At 41.9% G+C, this 19413-nt stretch carries 17 protein-coding genes; 10 read left to right on the top strand and 7 right to left on the bottom strand.

From position 1 onward, the window contains the following. Nucleotides 1-365: 365 nt before the first annotated feature. From G4P69_RS00245 to G4P69_RS00255, 3 genes are all read right to left on the bottom strand, one after another. Complete coding sequence (locus G4P69_RS00245) at nucleotides 366-1091, bottom strand: response regulator transcription factor (RefSeq protein WP_208339444.1); 726 nt, start codon at nucleotides 1089-1091, stop codon at nucleotides 366-368. A 270-nt stretch (nucleotides 1092-1361) separates the two neighbouring features. After that, nucleotides 1362-2042, bottom strand: a complete 681-nt coding sequence (locus G4P69_RS00250) for a LabA-like NYN domain-containing protein (RefSeq protein ID WP_208339445.1) — start codon at nucleotides 2040-2042, stop codon at nucleotides 1362-1364. A gap of 603 nt (nucleotides 2043-2645) precedes the next feature. Beyond that, on the bottom strand, nucleotides 2646-3110 hold the full coding sequence (locus G4P69_RS00255; protein ID WP_208339446.1) for a hypothetical protein: 465 nt from the start codon (nucleotides 3108-3110) through the stop codon (nucleotides 2646-2648). 463 nt (nucleotides 3111-3573) lie between these two features. Here G4P69_RS00255 and G4P69_RS00260 point away from each other — a divergent pair, with 463 nt between their 5' ends. Together G4P69_RS00260 and G4P69_RS00265 are read left to right on the top strand one after the other, a co-directional pair. Next, nucleotides 3574-4290, top strand: coding sequence for a tetratricopeptide repeat protein (locus G4P69_RS00260; protein WP_208339447.1), 717 nt, complete (start codon nucleotides 3574-3576; stop codon nucleotides 4288-4290). A gap of 213 nt (nucleotides 4291-4503) precedes the next feature. Then, nucleotides 4504-4689, top strand: a complete 186-nt coding sequence (locus tag G4P69_RS00265) for a hypothetical protein (protein ID WP_208339448.1) — start codon at nucleotides 4504-4506, stop codon at nucleotides 4687-4689. An 84-nt stretch (nucleotides 4690-4773) separates the two neighbouring features. On the opposite strand, the gene G4P69_RS00270 is transcribed toward G4P69_RS00265, so the two are convergent. After that, nucleotides 4774-5172 carry a slr1601 family putative cell division protein gene (locus G4P69_RS00270; RefSeq protein WP_208339449.1) on the bottom strand — a complete coding sequence of 133 codons (399 nt, stop codon included), beginning with the start codon at nucleotides 5170-5172 and terminating at the stop codon, nucleotides 4774-4776. A gap of 435 nt (nucleotides 5173-5607) precedes the next feature. Continuing rightward, on the bottom strand, nucleotides 5608-5739 hold the full coding sequence (gene psaM / locus G4P69_RS00275; protein WP_208339450.1) for a photosystem I reaction center subunit XII: 132 nt from the start codon (nucleotides 5737-5739) through the stop codon (nucleotides 5608-5610). A gap of 147 nt (nucleotides 5740-5886) precedes the next feature. On the opposite strand from psaM, the gene G4P69_RS00280 reads away from it, so the two are divergent. The 5 genes from G4P69_RS00280 to G4P69_RS00300 all read left to right on the top strand — a co-directional run bounded on the left by G4P69_RS00280 (nucleotide 5887) and on the right by G4P69_RS00300 (nucleotide 12400). Continuing rightward, the gene (locus tag G4P69_RS00280; RefSeq protein WP_208339451.1) at nucleotides 5887-7173 is read left to right on the top strand and encodes an FGGY-family carbohydrate kinase; all 1287 of its coding nucleotides are present in this window, start codon (nucleotides 5887-5889) and stop codon (nucleotides 7171-7173) included. A 532-nt stretch (nucleotides 7174-7705) separates the two neighbouring features. Continuing rightward, entirely contained in the window at nucleotides 7706-8764 is a 1059-nt protein-coding gene (locus G4P69_RS00285; protein ID WP_208339452.1) for a septal ring lytic transglycosylase RlpA family protein, read from the top strand. A gap of 132 nt (nucleotides 8765-8896) precedes the next feature. Further along, nucleotides 8897-10495 (top strand): bifunctional pantoate--beta-alanine ligase/(d)CMP kinase, encoded by a 1599-nt coding sequence (locus G4P69_RS00290; RefSeq protein WP_208339453.1) that lies wholly within the window; start codon nucleotides 8897-8899, stop codon nucleotides 10493-10495. Nucleotides 10496-10841: 346 nt separating this feature from the next. Further along, nucleotides 10842-11711 carry a DUF5895 domain-containing protein gene (locus tag G4P69_RS00295; protein ID WP_208339454.1) on the top strand — a complete coding sequence of 290 codons (870 nt, stop codon included), beginning with the start codon at nucleotides 10842-10844 and terminating at the stop codon, nucleotides 11709-11711. A 104-nt stretch (nucleotides 11712-11815) separates the two neighbouring features. Beyond that, a complete protein-coding gene (locus G4P69_RS00300; RefSeq protein WP_208339455.1) occupies nucleotides 11816-12400 on the top strand; it encodes a Uma2 family endonuclease in 585 nt (194 codons plus the stop codon). 944 nt (nucleotides 12401-13344) lie between these two features. Here the strand turns inward: G4P69_RS00300 and G4P69_RS00305 are convergent. Continuing rightward, nucleotides 13345-14748: a 1-acyl-sn-glycerol-3-phosphate acyltransferase gene (locus tag G4P69_RS00305; RefSeq protein ID WP_208339456.1), complete on the bottom strand. Its 1404-nt coding sequence runs from the start codon at nucleotides 14746-14748 to the stop codon at nucleotides 13345-13347. Nucleotides 14749-14932: 184 nt separating this feature from the next. On the opposite strand from G4P69_RS00305, the gene G4P69_RS00310 reads away from it, so the two are divergent. The 3 genes from G4P69_RS00310 to G4P69_RS00320 all read left to right on the top strand — a co-directional run bounded on the left by G4P69_RS00310 (nucleotide 14933) and on the right by G4P69_RS00320 (nucleotide 18486). After that, nucleotides 14933-16732 (top strand): proline--tRNA ligase, encoded by a 1800-nt coding sequence (locus G4P69_RS00310; protein ID WP_208339457.1) that lies wholly within the window; start codon nucleotides 14933-14935, stop codon nucleotides 16730-16732. Nucleotides 16733-16981: 249 nt separating this feature from the next. Further along, the gene (locus G4P69_RS00315) at nucleotides 16982-17788 is read left to right on the top strand and encodes an LmeA family phospholipid-binding protein (protein ID WP_208339458.1); all 807 of its coding nucleotides are present in this window, start codon (nucleotides 16982-16984) and stop codon (nucleotides 17786-17788) included. Between the two features lie 68 nt (nucleotides 17789-17856). After that, a complete protein-coding gene (locus G4P69_RS00320; protein ID WP_208347910.1) occupies nucleotides 17857-18486 on the top strand; it encodes a GerMN domain-containing protein in 630 nt (209 codons plus the stop codon). Between the two features lie 567 nt (nucleotides 18487-19053). On the opposite strand, the gene G4P69_RS00325 is transcribed toward G4P69_RS00320, so the two are convergent. Beyond that, a complete protein-coding gene (locus G4P69_RS00325) occupies nucleotides 19054-19398 on the bottom strand; it encodes an ArsR/SmtB family transcription factor (RefSeq protein WP_208344439.1) in 345 nt (114 codons plus the stop codon). Between the last annotated feature and the right edge of the window lie 15 nt (nucleotides 19399-19413).

Raw genomic sequence — 19413 nt, forward strand, 5'->3', positions numbered from 1 at the left:
TACTTAAGAAGGGCATAGGGCACGGGGCATAGGGCATAGAAAAAAATTATACTTTCATCATTAGTGGTGAAACTTGTTTCATTGAAAGCGGAGGGAAACTCGATCTTTTTGTGGGTGGGGAGGCAATACGGTTCGGATAAGCAGGGGAAGCAAAATTCTCCCCCTGCTTGCCTCAACCAAGAATTTCTTAACCGAACCGTATTGGGTGGGGAGGGACAACAGCCCCTAAGCATAGAGCATAGCAAGAGGTTATTGGAAACTTCTTCCCTACACCCCACACCCCATGCCCTATGCCCCATGCCCTATGCCCCATGCCCTATGCCCCATGCCCCATGCCCTATGCCCCATGCCCCATGCCCCATGCCCTATACCCCATGCCCAAAAACTGGTGGATCTTCAAACTTGTAACCGACTCCAACAACAGTTTTAACAAAAGTAGGATTAGCAGGATCTAGCTCTATTTTCTTACGTAACCGCGCTACATGAGTATCGACTACCCGATCATCACCGAAAAAATTATCTCCCCAAAGTTTGTCAATTAACTGCGTGCGGTTCCATACTCGACCAGGATTGCTAACTAAGGTACTTAATAAGTTAAACTCTAAGGCTGTTAACTCTAGAGTTTCTGGTGGTAGCTGAGAATTTATTTGACGACTTATAGTCCGTTGCTCTACATCTACGATAAAGTGTTGAGTACGATAAAGCGGATGTTGTCCCCCTTGGCGAAGACTACGGCGCAGTAGTGCTCGCACCCGCGCAACCAACTCTCGAGGACTGAAAGGCTTGACCATGTAATCATCAGCACCAGTAGACAAGCCAATGACGCGATCTATTTCCTCACCCTTAGCTGTAAGCATCAAAATATAAGGATCTTTTTTCCCTGGTTTTTGACGAATTCTCGCACAGACTTCCAACCCATCTAAACCGGGAAGCATTAAGTCTAAGATAATTAGATCTGGCGATCGCTCCTGAAAAATCTGTAAGGCGAGGATACCATCACGACTGATTTGACAGGAAAATCCTTCTTTTTCTAATGTGAGTTGGATTAACTGAGCAATTTCAGCTTCATCCTCAACAATTAAAATATCCATTTGATTTACGCTTAACCATCCCACCTTTTTTCAAGCTAGAGACGCGGAGACTTTGAGACGCGGTGACGCGGAGATATTTCGGTTGGGGTTCAATCCCCAACTGATGAAATAGAGCAACTTGTAGAAATTGGGGCTTAAACCCTTGGGAGTGTTGCCTCCGACATGGGGTGTAGAAACTCTCCGCGTCTCCGTGTCTCTACGCCCCGTGTCTCTTCGATAAAGTGGGTGGGATTGTTCATGGTTTCTACAATTTAGCCGCTAAGTTCCCAATTATAGACTAGTGTTGGACAGTGGTCGGTAACTATAACCTGAATGAGAATCTTTTTGAATGTGTTCTTTTATAGAATCAAGATCAATGAAGTAGTCAGCAACATCGATTAAACTGTCACTAGTCATGGAACGTACACTGACGACTTCAACCCGAACGCCTTTGTACGTTACAGCATTAACCGCATAAGTGAGATCACCATCCCCACTAACTAAAACAGCGGTATCATAGTAGGGAGCTAAGTTCATCAAATCTACTGCAACTTCAACGTCCAAATTTGCTTTTTTAGAACCGTCTGGAAGCTGGACTAAATCTTTGGTAACTACACGATAACCATTTCGACGCATCCAAAGCAGGAAACCCTGTTGCTTTTCATTTGTGCGATCAACTCCAGTGTAGAAGAAAGCACGCAATAACCTTCCACTATCAGTTAAATAGCAAAGTAATTTGGCATAGTCGATTTCAATACCAAGTTGCAAAGCCGCATAAAATAGATTTGATCCATCAATAAAAATAGCAACTCGACCACGATTTGAGCTATTGAACATGTGTCTTGATATCAAAGAATTTGGCATCTTATTGTCTTCATCTTCAAGCCCAGAACCGCTATGATGATCTCCTTGCCAATGTGGTTTTTCTTTGAGTAATTTATAATTGTCTGTTTGTTGAGTAAAAATATTCATTGATACCTCTATATTTTAGTTGGAGTAAGACTTTTGGCTAAATTGACGATTTAATAATCTCTGTTAGTTTATGACCGTAGCAGTAAATTGTATTTTGTAACTATGTGCAAATAAACTCTACTCATGCATAACTTATCAGTTGATAAACTATAAAATTCAAGAGTTCTGCATTGTTAACCTCCCTTATTTATATGCTAACTTTTTGTAGAAGTAATGCACTTGTAGATTAGTAGCGATTTTGGGTGCTACAAGCACGTTATTTTATTGTAACTAAGCTCCCACTCACCACTATGCAGCATAATCTAGCTAAGTAAAGTTAATGGTTGACAATAAAGTCAATAACCCAGAAGCAAAGGCTGCAAGTTGTATGTTAACAGCTTCGTTGTATATTTTTACATAACACTACAATATGTGTAGAAATTCCAGATCCAAGGGGCGGGAGGATATGACGACGCGTACAAGTTGTTGGGATAAGAGGGTGTAGGGTGTAGGGTTAAGATCTGGTCACCTAGTGAGTTTAGTGGCATATCCTGTTTCTTGCTAGGCTTGTATCAAACCCCTCAAGATTACCCCTACACCCCATACCCCACACCCCTTTTTTGATTAAAGAACTTTGTGTGTGTTGGGATGCTGTTTAATGTTGTCTTCCTTGCTAACATTTCGTGTAGCGTTTAGCACCCGCTTTCGCTCAGTAGAATGATTAAAGTTGGTATAGGTTGAACCCAAAGGAATTAGAGATTGGGCTGATTCACGGCGTTTATAAGTACGAGCAGCTGCGATCGCTCTTTCCACAAAGTCTTCACTAAACTGGGCCGACTGTGAAAATTCGGGTGGGATAATAGGTTGATCCCCATTAAGTACAGCTCCCAAAGTTGTTGCATAAGCTTGTGTATAAGAGGTAGCAATCCCTTTCATAAGCGCTTCCAAAGCGGCTGACGGAATAGGTTCTATAACTTCAATTTGATGAACTTCTCCGTCTTCTCTAACAAAGCATGTTGCGAAACCGATAACTATATAGTCATCGACTGTGAGATCTGAAGCATGAGGATGAGAGATTGTAGTTGCCATAACAAAATTTATTAAAACTGTATACTTACTAACCTACGCTACAGCAAGAACGGAAATTCAAAATTGGCGAAAAGTTTACGTAATAAGCTTTTTGAATTTTGAATTTTGTATTTAGACGCTACAGCACTAGTTATTTTTTCATTCCGGGCTTGTTCGCATTTTACCAATTTATTGGTTTCACAACTTTGGATTGATTTTGGCTTTTTCTGGAATTGGACTTCGGGATGAGGTATCTATTATTAGATTTCATCATCTATAAGAATAGGGTACAACCTTTCTCAATAGCGTCGCTCAGATCGTTGTTCTTTAAAGCTGACACCTATGACAGTAGTTCAAATTTGACCTTAATGCTTGCTTTCAAGTACTTGTAGACAACTTAATTAAGTGACACAGCAACAAACCCACCAACAAAAATAAAATAATAAGTTTATCAAATCAGAGCCAGTAGCTCGGTTAGGATGATATGAAAAGTTACTCATTTTTTGCATCTTGTTATCAAAAAAGCCCATCTACTAAACTTGTATCAAAAAAAACTACACAATCAGAGACACACGGTCTTAATATTGGTGAGCAATCTGTTTTAGGAGACAGTTGTTTACGCTCTTATGCTTTAAAAGCAGCTTCACAAGGAGATTACAGTAAAGCGATCGCTATTTTGAACCAATTAATTAATCGCCATCCACATAATGCGATTGATTACAATAACCGAGGACTCATTTATTTTCAATGCGGTGAACTGCAAAAAGCCTTTTGCGACTACAACACTGCCCTGAAACTTGATCCCAGGCTCGCGAGTGCTTACAATAATCGTGGAAATTATTACGCCGCTTGTGGTAAATTAGATAGCGCGCTTGCGGACTACGATCAAGCGCTGGATTTGAATCCCAGCTATGTACGAGCTTGGATTAACCGAGGTATTACCTTACGTGACCTAGGGCAATATGAAGAGGCTATTGATAATTTCGATATAGCATTGCTTTTTGGTCAACTAGAGGGGCATATTCTGGCTGAAAGAGGTAGAACTTATCATCTTTGGGGTGACTGGAATTTTGCGATCGCCGACTACCGACGCGCCCTAACTCAACTACCTTTACCGAACCCTAAAAAGGAAGATCCAAGTTGTCGCTTACGTCTACGAGTTGAAAATTGGTTAAACGATTTACTGTGCTATCCTTCTTGACGTCTTTCCGGTCGCGCATACACGGAGATTCTTTCACACAGCAACACCTAGTAGAAAGCTCTTACAAGGGACCGTTGAACTCTAAGATATTTGTTTCAAATTTCGGCAGATTGATTTTTATTAACTTGGTTTTTATTTTTTCTGCCACTTGGTCATCCCCTTATTTCCATGCTAGAGTCTATCCAGTATAGCAATACGAACAGGAGTATCAACATGAAAAGGATGCGCGGTGTACCAGTTCTTTATGATGAAATTAAGAAAAGTCATGCAGTTAGACTAACTGATACCGCATGGAAAATGATTACCGAAAAAGCTAAGATTGAAAATATTAGTGCTAGTGAATTAATGGAAAGATGGGCTCGTAGTCTAGATATCAAAAACCAAGAAAAGCCGTCCTAGAAGGACAGGGTTTTAAACCCAATAATTTTGATAAAAGCATCAAAGAGCTAATCGCGTAAGGTTTTTTATTGTTGATATAGCTTTTTAATGTGATGATTGTTCTTCTGTTAGATCTTTAGGAAACACCACCCGGCGCTGGTTAGGGTCAAATCGATAACCTTGTTCTTGCATAATACTTTTAGCTTGACGAGGATCGAAACTGCGGCTAAATTCTGCCTGTAAGTTATTGACGCGCCCCTCCATCAACTTGACTTCAGTGCGGATCTCTCGTAACTTGTCTTGCTGCGACCAGTGGTAAGGTAAAAGCTGAGTCAAGGCGGAAACTGCTGCTGCCGAAAGGACTAGGTTTACACCTATCTTTGCCGTTGTTTCCAGTGCCATAATTTGGTAGGAACGTTGGCGAAGACGACGCTTTGGGCGAGGTATGACTCGCTGCTTTTGTATTGGTTCTAACGGAGGTCTGGAAGGTTGGAGCGCATTCATAAAAACTCACAATACGTTTGTAAACCCATTGCCTTCACGCATGGGATGAAAAACGAACGGCTTTTTTAGGAGCCGTTATAGATCTAACCATTATCGCCTTGGGGTTATTCACCTTAGGCTTACTCAACGCTGAATATAGTATTCGAGACTTTATTTAGCTGCCATATTACTTCATTTTTTGGGAATTGATACACGTATTTTAATATTTAAATTAATAACTCAGTATTTATACGTATGTTTTTTAATTAACGCTGGTTCCTCTCGTAAAACAGAAGAACCAGCGTTGAACCAAAAAGCAGAAAAGAGGAGGTAGCGCCATGTGACTGGCTTAGCTAGAGGAGAAAAAGACCGCAAGGGCGTCGTTTCGAGCCCCTAAATTTATTCACGGTTTCTTCTGTGAGCCTCTGCCTCCTCTTAGACTCCTCAGTTCTTTAGTTATTTGTACAGTTCTGTTGCCAAGCGCCAAGCCAAAACACCTGGGATCAGCGCTACGACAAGAGCAATGTACACTTGAGTGTCTGAGATAGAAGACACTTGAGCGAGGAAAAGAGTATCTACGATAGACATGGTTAGAAACCTCCCAATTGAGACGGACGTTGAACAGTTCGTTTACTACTTTTCACTGTTTTGCCAGAATAGGGGAATAGCTTGTTACAAGATGCAACATTCGACAGCTTTAGGAAGTTGACGCTCCCCGTTCTATCTTATAAAAACATGAATTTTTATCTCGGCATCGATTTTGGTACTTCTGGCGCACGGGGTGTAGTGATTGATCAGGAAGCTTGTATTCAAACACAGGTAAAATACCCCTTTGAAACGTCAGATGGCCTAGATTTGGCTGTTTCCTGGCAAAAAGCTTTGTTTAATCTACTGGAGCAAATTCCTACACGATTACGGCAAGAAATTAGGGCGATCGCAATCAATGGCACTTCTTCCACTGTTTTACTATGCGATGAGCGTGGTAACCCCATAGATTCCCCACTGCTCTACAACGATTCACGAGGAGGCACAACAATAGAGCAATTGCGAAGCATTGCCCCTGCAAATCATACAGTTTTAAGTGCAACGTCTAGTCTTGCCAAGCTACTGTGGATGTCACAATTGCCCTCATATCCTGAAGCAAAATACTTCATGCATCAAGCTGATTGGTTAGGATTTCTTCTACATGGGCAGTTAGGTATTAGTGACTATCATAATGCGTTGAAACTTGGCTATGACGTGGAAGAGTTGAAATACCCCCAATGGCTGGATAAGCTGCAAATAAAAATTCGTCTACCAAAAGTCTTCTCTCCTGGTACGACCGTTGCTGAGTTACGTGCTGAAATTGCCGCTAATCTTGGTTTCCGCCGGGATTGCTTAGTGTGTACTGGGACAACCGATAGCATTGCGGCTTTTATTGCTAGTGGTGCTAAATCCGCAGGCGAGGCGGTAACTTCCCTTGGCTCTACACTCGTTTTGAAGTTGTTAAGTCATAAGCGCGTGGAAGATGCAAGGTATGGGATTTATAGCCATCGCCTAGACAACTTGTGGCTGGTTGGGGGTGCTTCTAATACTGGAGGTGCTGTCTTACGACATTTTTTCACGGATGCTGAGTTAAAAAGCCTAAGCAATAAGATTGCTCCCGAAAAAGCAAGTGTTTTGGATTACTACCCACTATTGAAAGCAGGTGAGCGTTTTCCAATTAATGACCCAAATCTAGCTCCGCGACTGGAACCCCGTCCAAAGAATTCCATAGATTTTCTTCATGGTTTGCTAGAAAGCATCGCCCGTATAGAAGCACGAGGATATTCTTTGTTACAAGAATTGGGTGCAGATCAATTAACTTGTGTCTATACGGCTGGAGGTGGCGCAGCGAATTCTGCTTGGACAGCAATTAGAACACGTTGTTTGGGCGTTAAAGTCCTCTCTTCAGCAAACACAGAAGCTGCTTATGGAACAGCTTTGTTAGCAAAGGCAGAGGGAGTAGGGAGCAGGGAGAGTAGGAAAAAACGATTAACTTAGATACTTTGATTGCCGTTGCCCCATGCCCTATGCCCCATGCCCCATGCCCCATGCCCCATGCCCCATGCCCCATGCCCCATGCCCTATGCCCCATGCCCCATGCCCCATGCCCCATGCCCTTCTAAACATTAAATAATTCTTAAATTGCCCTGTAATGTTGTTTGAATGATATTAGCAGCTATTTTCTTCGGAAACATAATAGTGACTGTCACGTCATTAATTTAATTTCCAAATATTATTAAGATTTAATAATAGAATTTTTAATTAATGAAAAAACTACCATTGAACCAAAATCCGCTCTTGAGAAAGGTTTTGAGCCAAAATTTGAAGTTTGAATTGAATAAATTTACCACTACTTACGCTAAAACCCTGATCCCCTAGCACAGTGGTTCATGTTACTCTGTTGCAGTCATAAGCAAAAAATGAAGGCGGAACGAGTTTGAGTTTGGTGGGAAAATACCGCTCTCATCGGGTGCTAACTCCCATAGATTACGGAATCTCTGTTCTAAAAGTTGCTTGAAAATCCAGAAGCATGAATCAAAGACATTTTTGGACTGTTGTCGCTTTGTTTACTACTGTTTTGGGAACACCATCCATTGGACGTGCCGAGACGACCAAGGAAAAGGCTCCAACTTCAGCACCAGCCCCTTCTGGTGAAGTGATGAAGGTAGGAGAATACAAATCCCCAACAGAGAAACTTGCCACGAATGCTGTTGTGAATGCTGAAATTCACACTCACGAAATGGCAGGACATCAAGCCGCAACGCTCTATGTTCGCAAAATTCCTGTTCTCACCTTTATTGGTCAACAGCCAGTTACAACCGAAGAAACCAAAGTTGGTGTAATTGGTAATGCCCAAAACAGCCCAACAAAGGTGGCAAAAAATGGGACAAGCTTGGATCAAAATCAGCCTAATGATGATCCAATTCAAAGGGCTACACTAGTGGCAGCTAAGATCAACCAGCTAATCTTAGATAAAGTAGACGCTAGTAAAATTACAGTTAGCTGGAAAGCAGGAGGAGAGTCTACATCTGCAAATGAAGCCCAAACAAAAAGCTTAGATGGTCAACAAAAACCCAGCGATCGCTACATTCTCAAAGTTAATGGCGATGAACTCGTAGAAATCAATAGTGAGACGCGATTATCAGATACAACTAACAACCCAGCAAAGGATGCTTTGCAAGTCACTAATCGTCTACGAAGACTTATTGGTAACGCATCACCCATAACCCAGATTGCCAATTTACCAGGGCAAGAACCAAAATCGTCAAAACAAATTTCCATTGGACCAGTAAAGATCAGTCTGAACGGTGTAGCCTCTTGGTACGGTTATGATGGCTCTGGAAGTCAGACTGCCGCAGGTGAAAGATATAATCCCGAAGGAATGACCGCCGCTCACCGCAGTCTACCTCTTGGGACAAAAGTCCGTGTAACCAACACCCGCAATGGTCGTTCTGTCGTAGTCCGGATTAATGACCGAGGACCCTATGTTCGCGGTCGGATCATTGACCTTTCTGCTGGTGCTGCACGAATTCTAGGAATGATGGGCAGCGGAGTCGCTCACGTACGTATAGATGTGCTAGGAAGATAAAATTTATTGGTTGTTAGTGGTTATCGGGGAACCAACAAATAACCACTAATGCTTCCCCTAGTAATTAGTATTTTTTCCTGTTTCGGATATAAACTAACGGGGAGAAAAGCGAAAAAACTAGGGGTATTTTTTGTGCGCCTGTTGACAACAGTCGCAGCTTTACGCTGCTATTTAACTAAAAACAACTTCAAAAAACAGTTTCTAGAGCCAGAGGAACCTCTACAATATGAGTTGACTGGCAGATCGCAAACAGCAGTCGGTTTAGTTCCCACAATGGGAGCTTTGCATCAAGGTCATTTGAGTGTGATTCAACGGGCGCGGCAAGAAAATACCACCCTCATTGTTAGTATTTTTGTCAATCCGTTACAATTTGGTCCTAATGAGGACTATCAACGTTATCCCCGTGTTATAGAGCGAGATCTACAGCTTTGTGAACAAGCAGGAGTAGATGTAATTTTTGCACCCACTCCGGAAGAGATGGGAGTGGGCTTGAAGAATATACAAGAGTCAAAAGTTACACAAGTTATCCCTCCATCTGCTATGATATCTGGCTTATGTGGTCGTTCTCGGCTAGGTCACTTTCAGGGTGTAGCTACGATTGTGACCAAGCTTTTTAACTTGGTACAGCCTGATCGAGCCTACTTTGGTCAAAAGGATGGACAACAGCTGGCAATTATTAGACGGCTGGTGGCTGATCTGAATTTGCCGATAGAAATTGTGACTTGTCCAACAGTACGAGAAGCATCGGGTCTTGCCTTAAGTTCTCGTAATCAATATTTGACTCCAATAGAAAAGCAGCAAGCAGCAGTATTGTATAGCAGCTTGCGTCAGGCTGAAGAAGCATTTCACGCTGGAGAACGAAACTGTCAGAAGTTAATAGCAGTGGTGCAGCAAAAAGTAGCAAAAGTTAATACTCTATCTGTGGAATATATTGAATTGGTTGAACCTACTACGTTGATGCAACTACAAACAATTGAGGAAGAAGGAATGCTTGCGATCGCAGCCCGGATCGGTTCTACACGATTGATTGACAATATGGTTTTGCGCGATCGCCAACCCATCATCGCCATTGATGGACCCGCCGGTGCTGGAAAATCCACGGTTGCTCGTCAAGTCGCAGCGGATTTAGGATTGATATATTTAGATACAGGAGCAATGTATCGTGCTGTGACTTGGTTAGTGCTGCAAAAGGGAATTGCTCCAGAAGATGAGTGTGCGATCGCAGAATTAGTTAACCAGTGTGTTATCGAGCTTGCTCCTGGATTAAACGCACAATCTCCGATACAAATTTGGATAAATGGTAATGATGTCACCCAAGCGATTCGTACTATCGAGGTAACATCTAAGGTATCAACAATAGCTGCCCAAAGCTCTGTGCGTCAAGCATTGGTTAAACAACAACAACTTTGGGGCAAAAAAGGTGGCTTAGTAGCTGAAGGAAGGGACATTGGTACCCATGTTTTCCCTGATGCAGAAGTTAAAATTTTCTTAACGGCTTCTGTACAAGAGCGGGCTCGTCGCCGTCAACAAGACTTTGAAAAACAAGGTGAAACAAAGGTCAGTAAAGAGCAATTAGAAAAAGATATTGCTGAACGTGACAGAAAAGACAGCACTCGCAAAGTTTCTCCTTTGCAAAAAGCCGCAGATGCCATTGAAATAATTACTGATGGTTTATCTGTATCAGAAGTCACTTCACAAATCATTGACTATTATAAGTACCAAATATCCTAGTTTTGCCTGCTAAAATTTACTTAATAATCATGAATGAGTGCTACTTTGGTGCCCATTCTAGTTGACAAAAGGGAGACTGCAATAAAATTCAGTGAACAGTGAACAGTAAACAGTTATCACAGTTTCAGTCTGGGATTTGACCCCCACTGAAACCTAGCACTTAGAGCGAAGTGGGGGACTCTGACCCCAGGATAAATACCGGAGCGCTCTTACTGATAACTGATAACTGATAACTGATAACTTTTAAAGGTGCTTTCTTCCTTTGTATTCCCTCTTTAAACTAAAAGACGCATGGCTGCTAAGTCTGCTGTGTATTTTGAGGTTTCCACAATTCCCGTTATTTTTTATGAAACCATCTGTAAAATTCGACTTTGAGGACGAGAAGTTTAACGCACCCCCTTCTCAAATCATCCCTTGGTGTCAGATGATTAATCCTCGTCATAACCAAGATGGTATCCAGCCTCACGGTTTGGCTATTAAGCTAGATAATGCTCAAGCAGTTGGTTTTGAACCAGACGATAACTGGAATCAACTAGAGCATGAATTTAGTTCCGGAGTAGAAACGGTTTTTATGACCACCACTCCACGAATAGTCATAGTACGTCGAGGACCATTGTCTGTTAAAGACCGGGAAACTGGAATCAAACTAGGTACTCTTAAAGATAACTATGATGCTTTTTTAGCAGATAAACTAAAATTTAAAACCTTTACCCGCTACTTAATTTTTTTAGTTGGCGAAAATAAAAAATTTTTACATGAATCGCCATTACAATTAACTCTTAGTGGTGCAGCAGGAGCAAGTTTCAGTAAAGCTTACTGCGACTACCAACAAGGTAGGGTAACAAGTGGATTTATAGCTGAACTAGAAAAAGCTTACGCTGGATACCGCCAACAACCCATAACACCAAAAGGACCACTATTCCACGCCCACGGAATTTTTTGCCCTATTATTGACTGTGAAGAAAGAGGTATTGAACCGAATACAGTTCTGGTAGCCTCAACTGTAGATTATAGACATCCCACAATTGCTAATTTAACCCAATTCTTAATTGCTTCCGATTCACAAGAATCTGCTGTTATCACCAAGACTTTTGAAGAACACAAAGAATTTGGGAAAGAATCTATAAAACTAGAAACACCCAAAATGGCAATGGTAGGAGTTTCTAGCTCCTACGTGTATCCCGACGAAGATGATTTTGCTTATCCACCATATTAATTAAAAGGTTTGTACCAATTCTCTAAAAGGGCGAACGCCGTTCGCCCCTACAAGTCGGAAAAGATCATTATCTGTAACTAGTGACGCTCACAGCCCTAACTGTTATGACTATAAGCACCGCTAAACGCTTTACAGTAAATGAATACGACCGTTTAGCAGAACTCGGTTTTTTTGGTGAGGATGACCGAGTTGAGCTAATGAAGGGAGAAATAATTACAATGGCGGCAAAAGGTACACGGCACTCCGCATTTAATAGGCGGTTAATAAGAGAATTATCAAAATTGATAGGCGAGCGTGCTACTTTACAAAGTCAAGATCCTATAGTTATCTCAACACATAGCGAACCAGAACCAGATATAGCCATTCTCCAAAATCGAGACGACGATTATCTAGATACTCATCCCATTCCTGCCGATGTATTACTTTTAATTGAGATTGCTGATTCCTCTTTGAAATATGACCAAGAGGTTAAATTAGCACTTTATGCGGAAGCAGGAATCTCTCACTATTGGATATTTAATTTAGTAGATAACTGCCTAGAATGCTACAGTGAACCTTATCAAGATTTACAAGTTAAATTCGGCTACCGGAGAAAGTTAATTTTTCTATCTAATGAATCAGTTAATTTACCATGTTTTCCTGATTTGTGCCTAGATTTATTTAAAGTATTTCCACCTCACCAGATCTGATACAGCGCTTTCTCTTAGGCGATTTACAGGAATAAATATACCACCGCCGTTGGTTTCGACTTCGCTCAACCAACTGAGAGAGCGAGAGTTGAGCGAAGTCGAAACTCGCACTCCCCAGGTATTTTCTTTCTCGGAAATCACCTTAGAGGGTGAGATACATTAGTAGAGGCAAACGGCTTTCGCCGTTGGGAAAAATAATCTCCTTAATCGGGAGTTGCTCTACATAAAACCCAATAGCGCAATAGATCGGAATAATAATCATGCCAGCGAGGGCTAAACGGCGTAATCTTTTGTATGGAGTTGCATAGCAAGAGAAAGCTAAAACCTTTACTTTGTAAAGGTTTCAGATTTTTGTTTTGGTTTTTATGCAGCTTCACAAGAATTTGTTATAACCACCTGTGTTTTCAAAATTTCGCAAGTTGCCTGTTGACACGTTGCTTAGTACAGCATTTCATAAATTCGTAGCGTTTTCGTTTGTAGTTGTGCTTTAGCGCTAAAGCGCGACTACGAACCAAAGACTTTATTTTCATTTTGTCACGAACTTGTGCAATTCTGTACCTAACAAGCAACCCGCCAGAATTCAGAGAATGATCATAGTCATTTCGGCACAGCTTTCCCTAAGGCTTCAAGATCAGCTGGTTTGAAGTTTCCTCTCTTAATGTTCGCCGTTCCCTATAAGTATGGATATATTTTTACAGCCCAAATCTATGTAAGGAATAACCCAATTGCAAGATAAGAAATGAAATTCCAGAATCTATAAAGACTGAAGTAATCAACCTTCAGATAAATAAAAAGAGTAGCACAGTGCGTTTTCGCTTTAACGTTGGTAACAATAAGACCTGTTAATACAGTGTTCCCTCTATATAAAGGCAAAGCCGAAGACAGTGTTAATCATTTTGCAGTATTGCTTCGAATCACAGTATTCTCCAAAACCTATGTACATTCTACTCTCCCTTCAAAATCAAACCTGTCATCGCCTGTTGTAAGTCTTTTGTGAAATCAGCAACGGCTTGCCTTGCACCTTGACGGCTTGCCTGATAAAGTGAATAGTGTTCAGAAATAGACATTGGCTCACCAACAGTTATTTTGACCTGTTGCTTACCAAGACTAGGACTATCTTTTAAAGCATTGTTACCCTGGATCTTATTTACCACTTCCCATATAAGTAAGGTCGTCTGAGCAAACCGTTCTGCTGTTGGTTTTTCTTGCACATACTTACCTGTGAAAGCAGATAAACTTTCTACTAGCCGCATGTGCCACATACGCATAGAAGCTTCTTCTGCAATACGATCGCCTAACGCCCGTTCTACAGGAGACAACGTTTGAATATCTTTAAACTCTTCTCTAAAAATATAATTCCAGCCAGCTTGTTCTATCCGACGACAACGATCATTAAAATTGCCTTTTGGTTGCAAATCAAAATACTGTTCTGCTACGTGTAACACAGTATTCAACAATGCCCAAAGACGAGCAGCTAAAATTTCATTAACGTTATTTTCTTGCCCTGGTGTCACTTCGACCTGTGGCAACTTTTCGTGATAAAACTTTGTATAAAATTGTTCCATTAAAGATAGTAAATGCTCGCCCAAACCTAATAAACGTGGGTAGAGATCGATAGCCTTTGGCTGTAAAGTTTCTACAGCTTCTACATGTAAACCACAAGCTCTTTCCAATTCACTTAAAATATTGGCGATCGCACTCCAAGGTTCTGTAATGTAACTGTACTGGATTCCAATAGGTACAATAAAAACTTCCTCATTTCTTCCAGATGCGCGCAAATCCTCTGCACACCAAAAACCTAACTGAGCGATCCCTGGTTCTAGGGGGCTGACAATTTCCTCTAAACCATTGGTAGCACCTTCTGGTGCAGCCGCCATTGGAAAACGCCCATTAGCAAACAAGTTACGTGCAGAACGTAGCCCTGTCCAATCGGCTTTACCCCTTTGGATAGGCGTTGCACCTAAGCGAGAAGCAATCCAGCCAATGTGAGAGCCAAGCCATAGAGGAATTCCGCGATCATAGATAAAATGAGCATGAATTGGCTGCTCTAACACTACACCCTTGTGACGTGCAACATTAGGCAAGATATGAGAAAGTAAGTAGCTAAGACATAATGGATCTTGCGCTCTTGGATGGCGAAATGCAATCAAAAAGCGGATTTTTCCCTTGTGGAACTGGCGATAGAGATCTACCAAAACTTCAGCATTATCGGCTTCAATTGTGTCGATAGCTGTCTTCCACCTTATCAAAGTAGGTAGCAAGAACTGCGAAACTCTTAAAAATAAGGGGTCGAAAGCTGGAGGAATAAATTCGAGGGGTGGTAAAGCTTTATCAGTTACATGGGGCATGGGGCATGGGGCATGGGGCACGGGGCATGGGGCATTGGGTACTGGTGTTTGATATTCCAGTAACAACTAACCACTATAACAATAACAATTAATCCCTATACCCTACCCTCATTGCTCTATGCCCTATGCCCTATGCCCTATGCCCCATGCCCTATGCCCAATCCCCAATTAAAGGAAACAAACGATGCGACTGTCAAAAATGTTATTTTTTACACTGAGGGATGAGCCAGCAGATGCGGAGATTCCCAGTCATAAACTGCTTGTCCGTGCAGGTTACATTCGTCGCATCGGTAGCGGTATATACGCCTATCTGCCGCTAATGTGGCGGGTGTTACAAAAAGTCTCGCAAATTGTGCGAGAAGAAATGAATGCTACTGGTGCGCAAGAGTGTCTCTTACCACAAATACAACCCTCGGAATTATGGAAAGAGTCTGGACGTTGGGACACATACACGAAAGCTGAGGGTATAATGTTTGCTCTCACTGATCGTCGCGACCAAGAATTAGCACTCGGACCAACTCATGAGGAAGTGATCACAATGATCGCTCGTGATATGATTCGTTCTTATCGCCAGCTACCGCTTAACCTCTACCAAATTCAAACAAAATTTCGTGATGAAATCCGTCCCCGATTCGGTCTAATGCGCGGACGGGAATTTATTATGAAGGACGCTTATTCCTTTAGCAGCGATGAAGAAGGCCTGAAAAAAATTTATCAGGATATGCACACTGCCTATAGCAATGTGCTAAGAAGATGCGGTTTGGCTTTTCGTGCTGTTCAAGCTGATTCTGGCGCGATTGGTGGATCTGGTTCCCAAGAATTTATGGTGCTGGCGGAAGCTGGGGAAGATGAAGTTCTGTACACAGAAGATGGACAGTATGCCGCTAATGTGGAAAAGGCGGTGTCTTTACCGAAAGATGCGGAACCCTCACCATTTTCATCTTACGAAAAGCGCGAAACCCCAGGAACTGAGACGATAGACACACTTTGTCAATTCCTGAAATGTTCTCCTTCCCAAGTGGTCAAAAACGTCCTTTACCAAATAGTCTATGATAATGGGTTGACAGTTTTAGTTTTGGTAAGTATTCGTGGCGATCAGGAAGTTAATGACGTCAAGTTACAGAATGAATTAACCAAACTAGCTTCTCAATATGGTGCTAAAACCATTATCTCCTTAACTGTACCTAGTGCAGAAGCACAGGAAAAGTGGGCGGCTAAGGCTTTACCTTTGGGTTATATTGCCCCTGATATTGGAGATGAATATATTGCTGGTGATAAGCAATTGCATCCTAAGTTTTTAAGGTTAGTAGATCAAACAGCTGTTGACTTAAAGAACTTTGTCACAGGCGCAAACGAAGCAGGCTACCATGTTGTTGGAGCCAATTGGGATGCGCAATTTAAATTACCACACGTAACAGTAGATGTGCGGAAAGCAAGACCAGGCGATCGCGCTATTCATAACCAAGAACAAACCTTACAAACTGCACGTGGAATAGAAGTAGGACACATTTTTCAATTAGGTACTAAGTATTCCCTAGCCATGGGAGCAACTTTTACTAACGAACAGGGTGAAGAAAAACCCTTGATTATGGGTTGTTATGGTTTAGGTGTGTCTCGCCTAGCACAAGCTGCGGTTGAACAATCCTACGATCAAGATGGAATTATTTGGCCTGTTCCCATTGCACCATATCATGCAATTGTTACAATCCCGAACATTAACGATCCTCAGCAAGTAGAAATTGCGGAAAAACTTTATACAGAGCTGAATCAAGCAGGAATTGAAACATTACTTGATGATCGCAACGAACGCGCAGGAGTTAAATTCAAAGATGCCGATCTTATTGGGATTCCTTTTAGGATTGTCACCGGAAGAGCGATCGCGAGCGGCAAAGTAGAAGTCGTCGAACGGCAAACACGCCAATCTCAAGAAATTCCTATTCCTGAATTGGTATCTACTTTAAAACAGTGGGTTGAAAGGGAATAGGGCATGGGGCATGGGGCATGGGGCATTGGGCATGGGGCATGGGGCATGGGGCATGGGGCATTGGGTATTAAGAACTACGTAATCTACTCGCTTAAGAGTGTCATTTTTGCTCCTCTGCTCCTCTGCTCCTCTGCTCCTCTGCTCCTCTGCTTCCCCTGCTCCTCTGCTCCTCTGCTTCCCCTGCTCCTCTGCTCCCCTGCTCTCCTGCTCCCCTGCTCCTATACTCCTCCAACACCCAATACCTTTAATATGGAATTCTTCACAATTTTATTATCTAGTATACTGGGGTTAGTGAGCGTGGTCGGAGTGGTGATTGATCGCACCGCTGAAAACGCTATTCGCTCGCAATTTGCTAAGGTGGGAAAATTAGAAGTGCGCGTTGACAACTCTCCTTCTTATCAAGTCTTGCAGGGAAGGGTGGAAAGAGTGCTTATTGCTGGGCGTTCTTTGCAGTTGAAACAACAAAATGTTCGTATCGCACTTTTTGAATTGGAAACTGATCCAATTGAATTAGAACTATCGAGTTTAAAACATAAACGATATAAATTAAAACGACCTTTACAAGCTGGTGTAAGACTAGTTTTAACTCAGGAGGATCTGAATAAACTTTTACAATCACCACAATTAATAGGTACGTTGCGAAAGTTAAATATTAATTCAGTAAGTTCCCAAAATCCAAGGGCTAATTCTGGATACAATTTTATTAACCCACAGGTGAAATTTTTAGCAAATAACCGTTTATTTTTCCAGGTAGGATTACAGGAGGGTAAGAGCAAGCCTCTTTTGATTAGCGTAGAATCAGGGGTAAGTATAGTTAGTGGTAGATATATCCAGTTAGTTAACCCGTTTATAGCAGTAGATGGGCAGAAAGTTCCAGATCAATTTGTGAAAGTAATTTTAAATAACTTCAATAAACAATTAGATTTAGGTAATTTAGAAGGTGACGGAATACAAGCGCGAATTCTAAAATTAGAAATGAAACCTAAACAAATAGAGATTGCAACATTTTTAAGAATAGAGCCATCCTCCAGGCTCTTGGAAACTCGCGGCTCGTAAATAAGGTCGTTTTTAGCCAGGCTTCTGCTCAGAAAAATACTATTTCAGCCTTAAGGAAAATTGTTAATATGACACAAGAACAAGAATCTAAGCGTATTTCTTCGGGTGTGATTGCCGCTGTCTCAGCAGCAGTTGTAGCGGTAAGTGCTGGTGTGGCTTGGTTTACTTGGAACTCCCACGATTCTAACGTGACGCCAAATCCGCCCCAAATACCAAATCAACAGCCAACATCAAAGCTATCCCCAGCGACGCAACCAGCTCCAAATCAGCAAACTGTTGAAATATATTTACTCAAAGACACAGGCAAAAGTCTAGCTTTAGTGGCTCAGCCTGTGAAAGTTCAAGCAGATGCTGATCAACCCAAGCAAATTTTAGAGGCTGCTTTCCAGACTTTGTTAGCCGAACACCCCGATGGAAGTAATGCCAACACTATCCCTAAAAGAACAAGGCTACTAGACCTTAACTTGAAAAACGATGGTATCCACGTTAATTTATCTGACGATTTTACAAGTGGAGGCGGTAGTTCTTCAATGATAGGGCGGATAGGGCAAGTTGTTTACACTGCTACAAGCTTGGATAAAAATGCTAAAGTCTATATTGACGTTAATGGAAAACGATTGGATATTCTCGGTGGAGAGGGTTTAGAGTTGGAACAGCCACTCACTCGTGAAAGCTTCAATAAAAATTATCAGCTTTAAGTTATGGCGGGTAATTGCCAAATAGCTAAGAATTCAGAGGGGGTAGGGTGTAGGGTGTGGGGTGTAGGGAAACCACGACTGAAATTGTGGGATTGCATAATGGTAGCCGTGTTTCTTGCGCGGCGCGTCTCGAAACATATATTTTTTTCTGGTGTGGGCTTTGAACCCATCCTGAGCATGATTCCTCCTAAACATACACCCTACCCCCTACACCCTATTTTGGTAAAGTGGGTAAGAGAGTGCTTTAGTTATGTTATTTGACACTCTCACGGCGTGTAGACTGTAAGGCAGGAATTGTTTGGTGTTAGCACATACAAGTTTAGAGGGTAAAGGGATAAGGGTTGTTTCCTTATCCCTTTTTTGAGTAATTAGAGGTTGTCAAGAACGATGAAAAACAGTGCAAGAAAGCTTTTATACCCTGATGTGGCGGTAAGTAGTAAACCCTGAAGATGCAAGTAAAATAACGAAGTCTAAAAACTAGAACGGCTAAGCTTTGTGAACTATCTTGCACTTTTAGCTCTGCTGGTTGATACAGCATCAACGCAAGTCTGAAGAAGTAATGAGGTACTACTTGCTGTTGAGAACTCTAAAGTTACGTGCTTGCTGTTCTAACCTGTTAGCGAGGCGATCGCACACCCGATTACACAATTCAAAAATCATTTCATCTTCTACTCGGTAGTAGGCGCAGGTGCCTTCACTGCGGCGGCTGAGAATACCAGCTTGCCACATCACTTTTAGGTGTTTGGACACATTTGCCTGAGAAGTTTGAGTTGCCTCTACTAACTCTTGCACACATTTTTCTTCATCCCTCAGGAGATGTAACAGTCGTAAACGCATAGGTTCACTTAGTAAGCTGAAGTACTCAGCTACTTGCTGGACAACTTCTGAAGGTACAGGCAACGCTTGTTTCATCAGGATTGACCCGTA

The organism is Aetokthonos hydrillicola CCALA 1050 (genome assembly GCF_017591665.1).
GTDB classification, from domain to species: Bacteria; Cyanobacteriota; Cyanobacteriia; order Cyanobacteriales; family Nostocaceae; genus Aetokthonos; species Aetokthonos hydrillicola.